The organism is Nocardioides terrigena (assembly GCF_003047265.1).
Taxonomy (GTDB): domain Bacteria; phylum Actinomycetota; class Actinomycetes; order Propionibacteriales; family Nocardioidaceae; genus Nocardioides; species Nocardioides terrigena.
This window is the reverse complement of sequence record NZ_PZYY01000005.1, coordinates 1-14,731: the sequence shown is the minus strand read 5'-3', so window position 1 is coordinate 14,731 and position 14,731 is coordinate 1. Positions and strand designations below refer to the sequence as shown.

Annotated in this window: 10 protein-coding genes; 6 read left to right on the top strand and 4 right to left on the bottom strand. The window is 72.2% G+C overall.

Annotated elements, in window-relative coordinates; genetic code table 11:
- Nucleotides 1–3 precede the first annotated feature (3 nt).
- From DAE25_RS11680 to DAE25_RS23160, 3 genes are all read right to left on the bottom strand, one after another.
- Nucleotides 4–861 (bottom strand): protein kinase domain-containing protein, encoded by an 858-nt coding sequence (locus DAE25_RS11680; RefSeq protein ID WP_107766391.1) that lies wholly within the window; start codon nt 859–861, stop codon nt 4–6.
- Nucleotides 858–2,624, bottom strand: coding sequence for an ABC transporter ATP-binding protein (locus DAE25_RS11675; protein ID WP_107766390.1), 1,767 nt, complete (start codon nt 2,622–2,624; stop codon nt 858–860). The genes DAE25_RS11680 and DAE25_RS11675 overlap by 4 nt, the downstream gene beginning before the upstream one ends.
- A 95-nt stretch (nt 2,625–2,719) precedes the next feature.
- Complete coding sequence (locus DAE25_RS23160; protein ID WP_159083689.1) at nt 2,720–2,875, bottom strand: hypothetical protein; 156 nt, start codon at nt 2,873–2,875, stop codon at nt 2,720–2,722.
- 214 nt (nt 2,876–3,089) lie between these two features.
- Between DAE25_RS23160 and DAE25_RS11670 the strand changes: the two genes are divergently transcribed.
- The 3 genes from DAE25_RS11670 to DAE25_RS11660 all read left to right on the top strand — a co-directional run bounded on the left by DAE25_RS11670 (nt 3,090) and on the right by DAE25_RS11660 (nt 10,999).
- Nucleotides 3,090–4,448 carry a M20/M25/M40 family metallo-hydrolase gene (locus DAE25_RS11670; RefSeq protein WP_107766389.1) on the top strand — a complete coding sequence of 453 codons (1,359 nt, stop codon included), beginning with the start codon at nt 3,090–3,092 and terminating at the stop codon, nt 4,446–4,448.
- Nucleotides 4,445–5,893, top strand: a complete 1,449-nt coding sequence (locus tag DAE25_RS11665) for an MFS transporter (RefSeq protein WP_107766388.1) — start codon at nt 4,445–4,447, stop codon at nt 5,891–5,893. Before DAE25_RS11670 ends, DAE25_RS11665 begins: the two co-directional genes overlap by 4 nt.
- A 141-nt stretch (nt 5,894–6,034) precedes the next feature.
- Entirely contained in the window at nt 6,035–10,999 is a 4,965-nt protein-coding gene (locus DAE25_RS11660) for an Ig-like domain repeat protein (protein WP_107766387.1), read from the top strand.
- Nucleotides 11,000–11,063: 64 nt separating this feature from the next.
- Here the strand turns inward: DAE25_RS11660 and DAE25_RS11655 are convergent, their stop codons facing one another.
- Nucleotides 11,064–11,699 carry a maleylpyruvate isomerase family mycothiol-dependent enzyme gene (locus DAE25_RS11655; RefSeq protein ID WP_107766386.1) on the bottom strand — a complete coding sequence of 212 codons (636 nt, stop codon included), beginning with the start codon at nt 11,697–11,699 and terminating at the stop codon, nt 11,064–11,066.
- Nucleotides 11,700–11,769: 70 nt separating this feature from the next.
- Between DAE25_RS11655 and DAE25_RS11650 the strand changes: the two genes are divergently transcribed.
- From DAE25_RS11650 to DAE25_RS11640, 3 genes are all read left to right on the top strand, one after another.
- Nucleotides 11,770–12,546 carry an isocitrate lyase/PEP mutase family protein gene (locus DAE25_RS11650; protein ID WP_107766385.1) on the top strand — a complete coding sequence of 259 codons (777 nt, stop codon included), beginning with the start codon at nt 11,770–11,772 and terminating at the stop codon, nt 12,544–12,546.
- A 218-nt stretch (nt 12,547–12,764) separates the two neighbouring features.
- Nucleotides 12,765–13,784: an ABC transporter ATP-binding protein gene (locus tag DAE25_RS11645; RefSeq protein ID WP_199907561.1), complete on the top strand. Its 1,020-nt coding sequence runs from the start codon at nt 12,765–12,767 to the stop codon at nt 13,782–13,784.
- The gene (locus tag DAE25_RS11640) at nt 13,781–14,590 is read left to right on the top strand and encodes an ABC transporter permease (protein WP_107766384.1); all 810 of its coding nucleotides are present in this window, start codon (nt 13,781–13,783) and stop codon (nt 14,588–14,590) included. The genes DAE25_RS11645 and DAE25_RS11640 overlap by 4 nt, the downstream gene beginning before the upstream one ends.
- The last annotated feature ends 141 nt before the right edge of the window (nt 14,591–14,731 follow it).

Below are 14,731 nucleotides of genomic sequence, written 5' to 3'. Positions count from 1 at the left end.
GTCTCAGCCGAACGGCGGCGGGTCGTCGACCAGGCCCACCAGCACGGCGCGTACGTCGACCAGGCGCGGCCGCGCGGCCGGGTCCAGGTCGACGCACGCGGCCAGCAGGTCGCGCACCTCGGGCGGTACGACGTCGAGGCCGCCGGGCACCGTCGGCATCCGGCGGTGGACCAGCGGCCACCGGCGGCCGGTGTCCCACGTCGCCTCGTCGCCGTACGGCACGTCGTCGGTGAAGGCCTCGATGAGGGTGACCCCCAGCCCCCAGACGTCGGTCGCGGCCGTGAGGTCGCGGCCTCGTGCCTGCTCGGGGGCGAGGTAGCCGCGGGTACCGGCCCCCGCCCGGCCGGACCCGGGCCGGCCCGCGAGGCTGAGATCGATGAGCACGGCCCGACCGTGGTCGACGACCACGTTGGCGGGCTTGACGTCGAGGTGCAGCCAGTCGTGGTGGTGCAGGTGACCGAGCACCGAGGTGAGCTGGAGGCCGAGCTCCGCGACGTCGGCCAGGTCGAGGGTGCCGTCCTCGATGACCGCCGCGAGGGTGGCACCCCGCAGCGTCTCCAGGACCACGGCCGGCGGGTCGTCGTGGCAGGCGTAGCCGCGCACCAGGTGCGGGTGGGCGAGCGTGGTGACGATCTCCCCCTCGCGCAGCAGCGCCTCCCGGACGGCCGGCTCCGCATGCCGCTCGGCGCGGGCCACCTTGACCACGACCCGGGTCCGGCGCTCCTCGTCCCACGCGTCCCAGGTGTCGAGGCGACGGCCGTGGGACAGCAGCGCGACCGGCCGCAGCCCGTCGGGCAGGCCGGCCGCGGTCTCATCCGTGCGGTCGGGACGGGCGCGGCGGCGGGTCAGCGACGGGCTCATGCGGTGGCTCCCCGGAGGTCGTGGACGTGCTGGGCGGCGAGGTCGTCGAGGTCGATGACCCGGTCGACGTGCTCGAGCACGATCGGGTCGTGGGTCATCACGATGACCGTCCGGTCGCGGGCGCCGCGGGTGAGGGCACCCAGCAGGCGTCGGCTCGAGTCGGCGTCGAGGCCGGTCGTGGGCTCGTCGAGGAGCAGCACCCGGCTGTCGAGGAGCAGGGCCCGGGCCAGGGCGATGCGCTGCCGCTGACCACCGGAGAGGCTGCGGCCCCGCTGGCCGATCCGGGTGTCGTAGCCCTGCGGCAGCCGCTCGACGAAGGCGTGCGCGTCGGCCTGCATCGCGGCCAGCCGGACCTCGCTCAGCGAGGCGTCGGGGCGTGCGAAGGCGATGTTGTCGCGGACGCTGGCGTCCAGCATCAGCTGCTCCTGCAGGACGGTCGCGACGGCGAGCCGCACCGACCGGGCGGTGTGGTCGGCGACGTCGTGCCCGTCGATCTCGACGGTGCCGTGGTCGGGGTCGAGCTGCCGGGCGAGCAGCCTGGCGACGGTCGACTTGCCGGAGCCGCTGGCCCCGACGATCGCGACCCGCTCCCCGGCCACGACCTCGAGGTCGAGACCGGCCAGTGCCGGCGTGCGGGCCCCGGGATACGTGTACGTCACCCCACGCAGGGCCACGGCCCCGGCGCCGGCCGGCAGCGCGGTGGCGCCCGGCCGGTCGTGGGCGGCGGGCTCGTCGAGGAGCTCGACGATCCGCTCCACCCCGGCGGTCGCGGAGAACAGGCTCGGCACCAGGTCGGTGAGCTCGCGGACGGGTCCGTAGCACTGCATGAGCAGGGTGAGGAAGGCCAGCAGGCCGCCCAGGGTGAGGCGGTCGGTGGCCAGCGACCACACGCCGAGGCCGATGACGAGGAGCACGCCGATCAGCTCGGCGAGGTCGACGAGGGGCAGGAAGAACGCCCGCACCCGGCTGCCGGCGAGCTCGGCGCCGGCGATGGCGCGGTTCTGCCGGTGGTAGTCGGCGACCGCCTGCTCCTCGCGGCCGAAGGCCTGCACGAGCGCGGCGTTGGAGAGGCTCTCCTCGGTGAGGCTGCCGAGCGAGCCGCCGCGGCGGCGCCGCTCGCGCGACACGTCGCGGGTGAAGTCGGCGAAGCGCCGCGACACCCACCAGAAGACGGGCACGACGACCATCGAGGCCAGCGCCAGCTCCCACTGCAGCCAGAAGAGCGCGCCGACGAAGAAGACCAGCTTGAGCGCCGCCCCCACGCCTCCCGCGAGCTGGCCGACCATGAAGGACTCGACGGCGGCGACGTCGGAGGTCAGGCGGGTCAGCACGTCGCCGAGCCGGCGGCGGTCGTGGGTGACGGCGGGCAGCGAGAGCACGTGCGCGAAGGAGTCGCGCCGCAGGCCGACGAGGAACTTCTGCGAGATCCAGGTGGAGAGGTAGTCGTCGGCGCCCGACACGACCCCGCTCAGCAGGTTGAGACCGACGTACGCGAGGGCGAGCCACAGCAGCGGCCCGACGTCGGCGGGGACGAGCACGTCGTCCACGAGGCGCTGGAAGAGCAGCACCTCGGCGACGGAGATCGCGGGCGCCGCGGCCAGGAGGAGCATGCCGAGCAGCAGCCAACCCCGCAGCGGGCGCAGCCGCGGCCAGAAGCGGCGTACGACGTCCGTCACGGTCAGCGAGCCGGCGGCGGCCACGATCGGCGCCTCGTCGACGGCCGGACGCAGCGAGGCGACCAGGCGCTGCCAGGTGCGACGCATGGAAGACTCCTTCCTCGGGCGAGAGTCCGGACGGGTGGGTGGCTCCTGCGATGAGCCACCCACCCGTTCCAGGTCGTGCGTGAGCTGCGGGACCGTCAGTTGGTGCGGCTGCGCGAACGGCTGCGGCTGCGGTTGCGGTTCCGACGACGACGCCTCCGGCGGCGGCGCCGACGACGGTCGTCACTGGTGTCGTCCATCCGACGGGCCTGCACGGCCGGTCGCAGGGACGTGAAGATGCTCGAGCGAGCCATGACACGTTCCTCTCTCTTCGGTGGTGGGTCCGTCCCCCCTTGCGGGGACGACCACGACTCTGGAGGGCGGCGATGAAGCGTCCGTGAGGTCTCGATGAGAGGTCCCTCATTCGATGAGAACGCGGGGTAGTACCGGACCTTTGGGTGGCGAAACACCGATGGAAGCCACCTGAACGTCCGGTACTACCCCGGCGTGCGGACTAGGTTGCGGCCCATGGCAGCCACCACGTCAGCGACCGACCTCGACCGCGTCGTCGGCAAGCTCCAGGCCCTGGTCCGGATCCCGACGGTCTCCGACCGCAACCCGGCCCGCGTCGACACCGACGCCTTCGACCGGCTGCTCGCCGAGATGGAAACGCAGTTCCCCCGGGTGCACGCCGGGCTGGAGCTGACCCGGGTCGGCACCCACGGGCTGCTCTTCCGCTGGCCGGGCGCCAGCGACGCGAGGCCGGTCGTGCTCATGGCCCACCTCGACGTCGTACCGATCGACGCGGACGCGCCCTGGCAGCACCCGCCCTTCGGCGCCGAGATCGCCGACTCCCCCACCGGGCCGGCGATCTGGGGCCGCGGCACCCTCGATGACAAGGGCTGCGTGGTCGGGATCTGCGAGGCCGTGGAGCTGCTCCTCGAGGCCGGCCACGTGCCCGCCCAGGACGTCTGGCTGTCCTTCGGCTGCGACGAGGAGGTGAGCGGTACGGCGGCGCTCGCGGCCGTCGACCACCTGCGGGCCGCGGGGGTCCGGCCGTGGTTCGTGGTCGACGAGGGCGGCGCGATCGCGCACGAGGCGTTCCCCGGGGTCAAGCCGCCGCTCGGCGTCATCGGGGTCACCGAGAAGGGCACCACCAGCGTCGAGCTGGTCGCCGAGGGGCGGGGCGGGCACGCGTCGACCCCGGCCCGCAACGGCCCGACGGCCCGCATCGCGCGCGCCATCCTGCGGGTGGAGAAGTCGCCCTTCCCGGCCTCGGCACCGGCCCCGACGCTGGAGCTGATGCGCCGGATCGCCCCGCACGTCCCGCTGCCCCTGCGCCCGTTGCTCTCCCGCGCCGACCGGATCGCCCCCGCCGTCACGCGCGCACTGCTCGCCGCCGGCCCGGAGGCGGCGGCGATGACCCGCACCACCGTCGCGGCCACCACGCTCTCGGGCAGCCCCGCGCTCAACGTGATCGCGTCGACCGCGAAGGCGGGGCTCAACGTGCGGGTGATGGTGGGCGACACCGTCGCCGGCGTCGTCGACCACCTGCGCGCGGCGATCAAGGACGACAGCATCCGCATCGACGTCGTCGAGTCGGGCGAGCCCAGCCCGGTGTCGCCGATGGACGACGCCTTCCGGCTCATCGAGTCCTGCATCGGTGAGGTGTTCCCCGACGCCGTGCCCACGCCGTACGTGATGATGGCCGCCACCGACTCGCGGCACTTCACCGAGATCTGCGAGCGGGTCTACCGCTTCGCACCGTTCCGGATGACCAAGGCCCAGCGCCAGGCCATCCACTCCTACGACGAGCACCTCGGGGTCTCGGCGCTCGTCGACGGGGTCCGCTGGTACCGCACGCTCATCGAGAGGCTCCCCGCATGACCACCACCTCGTCGTCCGAGACCCCCGGGACGCGCCAGGTCGCGCCGCACCTCGTCCGGATCGTCGGCTTCCTGGTCGCCGTCGAGATCGCCAGCGGCATCCTGCAGGGCTACTACACGCCGATCTTCAGCGACATCGCCGTCCACCTCGGGATCCAGGACGCCGACGTCAACTGGTTCGAGGCCGCGCAGCTCATCGTGTCGGCCCTCTGCGTGCCCCTGCTCGCCCGCCTCGGCGACCTGTGGGGCCACCGCAACGTGCTGCTCCTCTCGACCGCGATCACCGCGCTCGGCTCGTGGGTCCTGGCCTTCGCGCCGGGCTTCACGACGTTCCTCATCGGCTGGGCGATCCAGGGTGCGTACGTCGTGTGGCTGCCGCTCGAGGTCGCGATCATCCACCGCCGCACGGCCCACACCGGACGACAGGCGCTGCTGACCCGGCGGTCGGCCGCGGTCCTCGTCGGCGCGCTCGAGCTGGCCGTGATCATCGGTGCGCTGACCTCCGGCGCGCTGGTCGAGTCGACGTCCATGACCGTGCTGCTGATGCTGCCCGCGATCGCGGTGACGATCTGCTTCGTGGTGATCTGGTTCGGCATCGAGGACGTGCCCGGGCGGGCCACCGGCGGGATCGACTGGACCGGCTTCGTCCTCATCACCGGCGTCCTGGCCGTGCTGATGGCGGGCCTGATCGTGATCCGCCTGGAGGGTCCGTCCTCGTTCCTCCCCTGGCTGCTCATCGTCACCGGGCTGGGGCTCCTCGTGCCCTTCGTGAAGGCCGAGCGCCGGATCCCCGAGCCCCTGATCGACGTCGACCTGATGGCCACCCGCGCCCAGTGGCCGGTGCAGCTGACCGCGTTCCTCTTCGGCATGTCCGTGCTCGGCGCGCAGATCCCGCTGTCCACCTTCGCGCGCACCGACCCCGAGGTCGCGGGCTACGGCCTCGGCGCCGATGCGGCGTTCGTGTCGACGCTCATCGGTGTGTACGTCGTCAGCCTGGCGGTCGGCGCCTTCACCCTGCCGCTCACCTCACGGCTGCTCACCGCCCGCCGGGCCCTCATCGCCTCGTCGCTGCTCGTCGCGGTGGGCTACGCGCTGTGGATCCCGTTCCACGACACCACCACGCAGGCACTCATCAACATGGCCGTCGCCGGCATCGGGTCGGGAGCCCTCGTGGCCGCACTGCCCGCCGCCGCTGCCGCCGCCGCGCCCGCGGACCGCACCGGCTTCGCCACCGGGATGACCAACGCGACCAAGACCGTCGGCGGGGCCATCGCGTCGTCGATCTTCGCGATCGCGCTGGCCTCGACCGGGTCGATCGACGGGCCCGAGACCGGGCAGGCCCCGCTCGCGGGCTACCTCACGGTCTGGGCCGTCTGCTCGGTGGCCGCGCTGCTCGCGGCGCTCGCGCTGGTCGCCGTACCGAAGTCCTCCTTCACCGACCACTGAGCCGCGCGGCGTGGCGTCGCCCTCGTCCGATCGGCCCTCGGGCATGGTCCGAAGTGACTACTTCTCCCCGATCGCCGCGCGGTCATGTCGTCCCGCCCCTAGCGTCGGCGACGCTCGACCAGGGCTCATCCAGGGGGAAACATGTCCACGTCCGCGTCATCTCGCCACGCCCGGCGCCTGACCCACGTCACGCTGTCCGCGGCTGTCGCCGCGATCGCGCTCCAGGCCGGGCCCGCGTCGGCCGCGCCGGACACCCCGACGGTCACCGGTCCTACCGGCCCGACAGGGCCGCTGGTGGAGCTCACCTGGGAGCCGGTCGCCGGCGCCACCGGCTACGAGGTGCGGGTGGACAACGACCCCGCGTTCGGATCCCCGGAGTGGACCGCCAGCACGGTCAACACCGTCTCGGTCCCGACCAAGATGCTCGCGGTCGGGGAGCAGAACGTGCAGGTGCGCGCGAAGGACTCCGGCAACGCCTGGAGCGGCTGGAGCTCCCCCTTCGGCTTCACCGTCGACACGGTCGCCGGCCCGACCCTCACGGGTCCCGATGACGGCGCCCTGCTCGCCCAGCCCGCCGACCCGCCGCTGCTGCGGTGGAGCCCGGTCCCCGGTGCCACCTCGTACACGGTCGAGGTGGACACCGAGGAGCAGTTCGTCGGTGCCACCAGCTACACCACCGACGCGACAGCCCTCGTCGTCCCGGACAATCAGGACCCGGACGTCGAGTACTGGTGGCACGTGAGCGCCACGCTCGGCGACGGCGTCTCGACGGAGTTCTCCGACACGCGCTCCTACACCCTCGCGCCGATCGACACCCCGACCATCACGGGCCCTGCCGACGACGAGGACATCACCGACGTGGTGCTCGACTGGGACCCAGTCGCCGGCGCGCAGTACTACGAGCTCGAGGTCGACGACGACTTCGACTTCAGCAGCCCCGAGACGTCGCAGGTGCCCGACCGGGTCCTGGGCACGCGCTTCTCCCCCCCCGTCACCTTCGGCAACGACCAGTACTTCTGGCGGGTCCGCGCACGGGACCTCGACGACAACCCGACCGACTGGGTCCGGCTCGCACCCGAGCAGCACTACGCCTTCGACCGCGTGTGGCGCGACGTCCCGCAGCCCGTGTACCCGTACGACGCGTTCGGCGCCGTCACTCCGGTCGAGGACGACCTGTACTTCGAGTGGACCCCGGTCCCGCACGCGTCGCACTACGAGCTCTGGGTGAGCAGCGACGAGAACTTCACCGATCCCTCCCTCAAGACGGCCAAGTGCAAGGTGGCCGGGACGACGTACACGCCCGGAGAGCTCGAACCGAACGACCCGTGCATGCCGGCACTCGAGGGCGTCGTCTACTACTGGAAGGTCCGTCCGATGGACCTGCCGTACCCCTCCGCGGGCGTCGAGGGCATCTTCTCCCCTGCCCAGAAGTTCGACTACCGGAACTCCGACGCCCTCGAGATCCTCAGCCCCGCCGAGGGCGCCTCGGTGCAGGTCCCGGTCCTCGACTGGGAACCGGTGCCGGGCACCGAGACGTACGAGGTCGAGATCCTCAAGGCCAACAGCACCATCCTGACCAAGCGGCAGACGCACTCCACCTCCTTCACGCCGATGAACGTGACGATCGACGGCAGTCCCTACCGCTACTCGGTGCGGGCCCTGGACGCGCGTGGGCGCAGTGGCGAGATCGTCCGTGGCACCTTCGCGCTCTCCGCCGACCCCGTGGACACCAGCTCGCCCCTGCAGCCGGTGCCGTCGCCGGGGCCGACCTACGACGCCCCCAGCCTGCAGTGGGGCGCCTACCCGGGTGCGGACCACTACCGGATGGAGATCGGCAACGCCGTCACGGAGAACTGGTTCGCCCCGTCGACCGCCCCGATCCTCAACGAGAAGCTGCCCTTCCCCGCGGCGACCGACGTGTCCACCGCCTTCCTCGCACCCGGGACCTACAACTGGCGCGTCAGGCCCTTCGACAAGTGGGGCTTCCCGCTCGACGTGGCGGGACCGATCGGCCAGTTCGAGGTGCTGCCCCTCACGGTCGTGAAGGGCCAGCGCCTCGCGCTCACCGGATCCGGACTGGACGCCGGGACCGTGTGCGCCAAGACCCTCGCCGACGGTGCCGACCAGATCTGCGACGAGGTCCCGGCCACCCCGGTCCTGGACTGGGACAAGGTGCCGTACGCGTCGGAGTACCGCGTGCACGTTTCCAAGGACGGCGACTTCACCTCCGGCGTGCTTGACCCCAGCCCGCCGCGGACCGTCAACACCCGCTGGGCACCCACCTTCACCTACCCCGCCAAGGCACTGGCGGACAGCCTCGCGCAGACGCCGTACTACTGGTACATCCAGCCCTGCAAGTCAGCCACCCAATGCGGTCCGGCTCCGAGCTCGACGGTCAACCCGGCGCGGCACGCCTTCAAGAAGACCTCTCCGCGACTCGAGCTGCTGACGCCGGCGCAGGGCTCGTCCACCGCCGACACCGAGATCACCTTCACGTGGCGGGACTTCTTCGACACCAACCAGGCGTCGACGTACGTCACCGGCGAGAAGAGCTACCAGTCGGCGATGCAGTATGAGTTCCAGATCGACGACCAGCCCACGTTCTCCTCCCCCCTGGAGACGAAGCGGGTGGACCAGCCGACCTACACGGCTGCCGAACGCCTCTACCCCGAGGGCGCGCTCTACTGGCGGGTCCAGGCCATCGACGTCCAGGGCCACGCCCTGGGCTGGTCCGAGACCCGCACGGTCACCAAGGCGACCCCGGCAGTCTCCCTCGTCTCCCCCGCCGCATCCGGCGGCACGATCCCGGTCGTGAGCGGCGCGGTCCCCTTCCGCTGGGAGGCCCGGCCGTTCGCCCGCGGCTACGACATCCAGGTGGCCGCCAACGGCGACCGCAACTTCTCGTCCGCGAACCTCAAGGTCAACAAGACGAGCAAGCGCTCCGCCTACACGACGGGTGGGCTGGGCGTGCCCACGCTGCAGGCCTCGGACACGCCCTACGTCTGGCGCGTGCGCCGGGTCGACTCGTTCGGCAACCCCGGACGCTGGTCGGCCGTCGGCGAGCTCAAGGTCGTCCTCGCCCGCCCCACCCTCAGCACCCCGGCCGCGGCGGCGATCGTGGGTCCCCGCGGACTCGTGCTGCGGTGGGGACGCGTCGCCGAGGCGGCGAAGTACAAGGTCGAGATGCGCACTGCAGGTGCGGGCTTCGCGACCCCCGTCACCACGCCGGCCACGGCCTGGGCGCCCACCACGGCCCTGACCGTCGGGACCACCTACGAGTGGCGGGTCGCGTCGGTCGACGTCGACGGGCGCGTGTCCGAGCCGACCGACTGGCGCTCCCTCACCATCGGTGGCGCGCCGAGCGCCAGCACCCCGGCCAGGATCAACGGCACGGCCGCCTTCGGCACCGCGCTCACCGCGGTGAATCCGGTGTGGAACGTCCCCGGCGTGACCAACTCCTACCAGTGGCGCCGCAACGGCCAGGCCATCCCCGGCGCCACCGCGTCGTCCTACACTGTTCAGGCCGTGGACGTCGACAGCTCCCTCACCGTGGTCGTCACCGGGAGCTCGCCCGAGTTCGGCACCGGCACCTCGGCCAGTGCAGCCGTCACCGGCAAGGCCGGCGCCGGACCGGTGGTCCTCTCGGCGACCAAGATCGCGGGTACCGGCAAGGTCGGGTCCGTGCTCAGGTCCACCGACCCGACCTGGAACCCGTCCGGGACCACCATCACGCGCCAGTGGCTGCGGGACGGTGCGGACATCTCCGGGGCGACCGGGACCACCTACACGGTGGTCGCCGGTGACCTCAACGCCTCGATCACACTCGAGGTGACCGGCACCCTCCCCGGACGCACGCCGACCGCCTCGCGCAGCAACGCGATCACGGCCGTGCAGGGTCCGGCGGTCATCGCGACGACGGCACCCGGCATCAGCGGAACGCCGAAGGTCGGCCTGACCCTTACGGGGCGGCCGCCGACCTGGACGATCGCCGGCGTCGCACAGAGCATCCAGTGGCTACGCAACGGCCAGCCGGTCTCGGGGGCCACGGCGTCGACGTACGTCGTGCGTCCCGAAGACGTCGGTGCCTCGCTGGCCGTGCGCTACACCGGGCGCGTGCCCGGGCGAGCCGACGGCATCGTGACCAGCGCGCCCGTCACCGGGCTCCTCGGTAACGCGCCCGTCGCGACGGCCACCCCTGCCCCGGAGGGGTCAGGCAAGGTCGGCACCGTCCTCGTCAGCACCTCTCCGACCTGGGAACTCAGCGGCGTGCAGGTGTCCGTTCAGTGGCTTCGCAACGGCGCCCCGATCGTCGGAGAGACCGCAACGACATACGCCGTCCGTCCGATGGACGTCGGCGCCTCGCTGTCGGTTCGCTCCTCCGGGGTCCTCCCCGGGCGAGCCGTCGGGACCGCCACCAGCACCTCGGTGACCGGCAAGGTGGGCGACTCCCTCACCACCCCGTACGTGGGAGCTCCGACGGGACAGGCCGTCGTGGGCGCGACTCTCACCACGCCGACCTCCTCATGGACCCCGACGGCGGCGACGCTGACCTACCAGTGGCTGCTCAGCGGGACGACGGTCGCTGGCGAGACAGGTCGCACCTACGTGGTGCGGGCCAGCGACGCGGGCCAGCGCCTCGCGGTGCGCATCAGCGCCGCGCTTCCCGGCTACGCGACCGGTACGGCGACGTCGGTCGCAGTCCTCGTCGCGACCCCCGCCACCCCTCCGCCGGCGCCGGCGCCGGCGCCAACTCCCACCCCTACTCCCACTCCCGCTCCGAGTCCCACACCGACCCCGACGCCCGCACCGGTCCCGGCATCGTCCAAGACGGTGCTCAAGGTGCCGAAGAAGGTCGCCGCGGGCAGCCGGGCGAAGGTCAAGATCGTGGTCTCCGCAGCCGGCGTCGGCTCGCCCACGGGACTCGTGAAGATCTACGCCGGTCGGAAGGTCGTCGCCAAGGTGCGGCTCAAGGCCGGCGCCAACGGCCTTGGCAAGATCAGGCTCCCCAAGCTGCCGAAGGGCAAGCACAAGATCCGCGCGATCTACGCGGGCGGCACAGGGGTCACCGGCTCCACCGCCAGGACCGTCACCCTGCGGGTCGTCTGACGTCGACGGTGCGCGCCGCGGGCAGGACTCGCGACGCCCACCGTCGCCGTACCGAGATCCTCCTTCACCGACCGTTGAGACGCGCGGCGAGGATCACCGCCCCGGGACCCGTCAGGTCGTCGAGCGCCACGGTGCGACCGGAGGCCACCAGCAGCAGCGACAACGCCGGGCCGCGAACCTCGGCGCCCTCCCCCAGACCGAGCCCTGCGTCGGTTGCGACGAGGCGCAGGCCCGCGACGTGCTGCTTCGCGCCACCGAGGCCCACCCAGGTGTGCGCCTGGTAGGCGAGGGCCCGCAGCACCGCCTCCTGCGGATAGCTCCTGCCCAGGCCGAGGGGGCGGCGGATGTCCTCGCCGTGCACGACCTCCTCGACGAGCCGACTGTCGATCGGGGCACCGGGACCCTTCGTCAGCGGGGCCACCTCCCGCAGCCGCTCGAGCGTCTCGGCGGGGGTCGCCCCCCGGTCTGCGGCGACGGCCATGGCATTCATCCGGTCGAAGTCGAAGCGGGCGCGCACCATCGCGACCGCGATCCCGACGGGCGACGCGGACCGCGCGTTGCCGACCAGGTGGGCCGCCACCTCGTGCACGGTCCACCCCTCGCACAGGGACGGTTGCTCCCACTGCTCGTCGGTCAGCCCGGCCAGGTCCTCGATCAGCGCCGCCCGCTCGGCATGCACCAGCGTCCACACGTCCGTCATGCCGACAGTCTGGCGGAGTCCACCGACATCGCAGGGGAACAGATTCGCCCCGACGTGGTTGATGACTGTCATGACGACATCCGCTCGCGCCACCGACCTGCTCACCCTCCACCAGGCCCCGGAGCTCCTCACCGTGGTCAACGTCTGGGACGCCATCACCGCCAAGACGGTCGCCGCCGTGCCCGGCACGAAGGCCCTCGCGACCGCTAGCCACTCGATCGCGGCGACGCTCGGCTATCCCGACGGGGAGAAGATCCCGGTCGAGGAGATGATCGACATGTGCCGCCGCATCGTCGAGGCGACGGACCTGCCCGTGAGCGCCGACCTCGAGGGCGGGTACGGCGACGCCGCGGACACGATCCGCCGCGCGATCGGCGTCGGCGTCGTGGGCGCCAACCTCGAGGACCAGATGAAGCCGCTCGCCGAGGCCGTCGCCCAGGTGGAGGCCGTGATGGCCGCCGCCGCCGCGGAGGGCGTGCCGGACTTCGTGCTCAACGCCCGGACCGACGCCTTCCACCTCGGCCGCGACCGCGACCGGGGTGACGTGCTGGCCGACGCCGTCGAGCGCGGCAAGGCCTACCTCGACGCCGGTGCTCCCGTCGTCTTCGTGCCCGCGATCCTCACCGAGGACGAGATCGTGACCCTGGTCGACGCGTTCGGCCCGCAGCGCCTGACCACCATCGCGATCCCCGGCACGCCCTCGCTCGAGCGTCAGCAGGAGCTCGGCGTCGCCCGCGTCTCGCACGGCCCGCTGTCGCAGAACGTCGCGCTCACCGCGCTGCAGGAGCTGACCGAGGAGGTCCAGCGCGGCGGCGGCGTACCGAAGTCGATGCGCATCCTCAACTGATCGCATCCCACTCGGGGTAGTCCCCGACGAACGGACCCCGGACCGTCGGTCTCAGGGGTCCGTTCGTCACGGACTACCCCAGGATCGAGAGGTGGTGGGGGACGATCTGGTAGCCCGAAGCGCCGTATCGCCCACCAGTTCATCCCCAACTACCCAGTGTCGGGTCCCATCCCCGATAGCGGACAGGTCCTGACCGCCAGGCCTCCTAGCGTGGCGGCATGACCACACACCGCACCGGTCCGGTGATCCGGACGCAGGCACTCACCAAGACGTTCACGCGTCACAAGCAGACGGTCGAGGCCGTCCGCGGGCTCGATCTCGAGGTGGCCGACGGCGAGCTGGTCGCCTTCCTCGGACCCAACGGCGCGGGGAAGTCCACGACGCTGCGCATGCTGACCACGCTGATCGCTCCGACGTCGGGCACGGCCGAGGTCGCCGGGTACGACGTCGTGCGCGAGCAGCGCGCCGTACGCCGCTCGATCGGGTACGTCGGGCAGGGCAACGCCGCCGGGCACCAGCAGCGCGGGCGGGACGAGATCGTCAGCCAGGCCCGCGCGCACGGGCTGTCCCGAGCCGTCGCGCGGGAGCGGGCGGAGGAGCTGCTCGCGGCCTTCGACCTCACCGAGCACGCCGGCCGCCCGGTCTCGACCCTCTCCGGCGGCCAGCGCCGTCGCCTCGACGTGGCGATCGGCCTGGTCCACCGGCCGCGGCTCATGTTCCTCGACGAGCCGTCCACCGGGCTCGACCCGCAGAACCGCGTCAACCTGCAGGAGCAGGTGCAGCGCCTCAACCGTGAGCTCGGCACCACGATCCTGCTGACCACGCACTACCTCGAGGAGGCCGACGCCATCGCCGACCGGGTGGTGGTGATCGACCACGGTGAGGTCATCGCCGACGACAGCGCGACCCGCCTCAAGGCCGGGCTGGGCGACCTCGTCTCCCTCGGCTTCGCCACCCCGGCCGACGCCGCCGCCGCGGCCGCCCGGGCGGGCCGGATCGACGGCGCTTCCGTCGAGGTCGCCGGTCCGGACGTCACCGTCCGCGTCGCCCGCGGCCGGGACCTGGCAGCAGGACTGGTCACCGAGCTGGCGGCGCACGACACCCCCGTACGCCGCATCGAGGTCGCCAGCGCGACCCTCGACGACGTCTTCCTCCACCTCACCGGGCGCAGCCTGCGCGAGAGCAACGAGACCACCGAGCAGGCCGGGCTGGCCGACACCGAAGGAGCAGCCGCATGAGCGCCACCGACGTCGCCCGCACCGAGGTGCGCGGCATGACCTACGACGACACCCAGGACCCGGGCTTCGTCGCCCACACCTGGAACGTCATGACCCGCGAGCTCAAGCCCATGCTGCGCGAGCCGGCGTCGGTGCTCTTCGCGATGGTCCAGCCGCTGGTCTTCCTGGCGCTCTTCGCCCCGCTGCTCCCGGACGTCGGGTCGGGCTCGGCGTTGCAGTGGTTCGTGCCCGGGATCATCGCCATGACCGCCCTGATGGGCGCCTCGATGACCGGCTCCAACCTGACCCTCGAGATCAACAGCGGCTCCCACGAGCGGCTGCTCGTGTCCCCGTTGAGCCGCTCGTCGCTGCTCGTCGGCCGGGCCCTCAAGGAGGTCGTGCCGATGCTGGCGCAGGCGGTGCTGATCATCGCCGTGGTCACGCCGTTCAGCTTCGAGCTGCACCTCGGCGGCACCCTGCTCGGGCTGGTGATCCTGTCGCTCTTCAGCGTCGGGGTCGGCGCACTGTCCTTCGCCCTGGCCATCGTCTCGGAGGGCCAGGACTGGCTGTTCTGGACGGTGCAGCAGACGCTGATCTTCCCGATCCTGCTGCTCGCCGGCGTGCTGTTGCCGGTCGACGAGTCGGCGCCCGGCTGGCTGCGCTTCCTCTCCGACCTCAACCCGCTGGCCTACATCATCGACGCCGAGCGCGCGCTCTTCGCGGGGACCTTCCCCGTCGACACGGTCGCGTACGGCGCGCTGGCCGCCGTCGGCGTCGCTGCCGTCGGGCTCGTGGTGGGGCTGCGGACGATGCGCCGCTCGAGCTGAGCGTCGTACGCGGGGTAGTCCGTGACGATCGGACCCCGGAGATCGCGGCGGAATCTAGGCAGTCACGCAACACCGTCTTCGTGTGTGTCTTTGGACAGTAGTTGGTCCAGGACTTCGGCCGGGGTCTGGAAGCCGTGGCGT

What these genes read in the sequence shown, in the direction of transcription:
- DAE25_RS11640 (WP_107766384.1), top strand. Translation starts at nt 13,781, where the DNA reads ATGAGCGCCACCGACGTCGCCCGCACCGAGGTGCGCGGCATGACCTAC.
- DAE25_RS11680 (WP_107766391.1), bottom strand. Translation starts at nt 861, where the DNA reads ATGAGCCCGTCGCTGACCCGCCGCCGCGCCCGTCCCGACCGCACGGAT.
- DAE25_RS11665 (WP_107766388.1), top strand. Translation starts at nt 4,445, where the DNA reads ATGACCACCACCTCGTCGTCCGAGACCCCCGGGACGCGCCAGGTCGCG.
- DAE25_RS11645 (WP_199907561.1), top strand. Translation starts at nt 12,765, where the DNA reads ATGACCACACACCGCACCGGTCCGGTGATCCGGACGCAGGCACTCACC.
- DAE25_RS11660 (WP_107766387.1), top strand. Translation starts at nt 6,035, where the DNA reads ATGTCCACGTCCGCGTCATCTCGCCACGCCCGGCGCCTGACCCACGTC.
- DAE25_RS11650 (WP_107766385.1), top strand. Translation starts at nt 11,770, where the DNA reads ATGACGACATCCGCTCGCGCCACCGACCTGCTCACCCTCCACCAGGCC.
- DAE25_RS11675 (WP_107766390.1), bottom strand. Translation starts at nt 2,624, where the DNA reads ATGCGTCGCACCTGGCAGCGCCTGGTCGCCTCGCTGCGTCCGGCCGTC.
- DAE25_RS11655 (WP_107766386.1), bottom strand. Translation starts at nt 11,699, where the DNA reads ATGACGGACGTGTGGACGCTGGTGCATGCCGAGCGGGCGGCGCTGATC.
- DAE25_RS23160 (WP_159083689.1), bottom strand. Translation starts at nt 2,875, where the DNA reads ATGGCTCGCTCGAGCATCTTCACGTCCCTGCGACCGGCCGTGCAGGCC.
- DAE25_RS11670 (WP_107766389.1), top strand. Translation starts at nt 3,090, where the DNA reads ATGGCAGCCACCACGTCAGCGACCGACCTCGACCGCGTCGTCGGCAAG.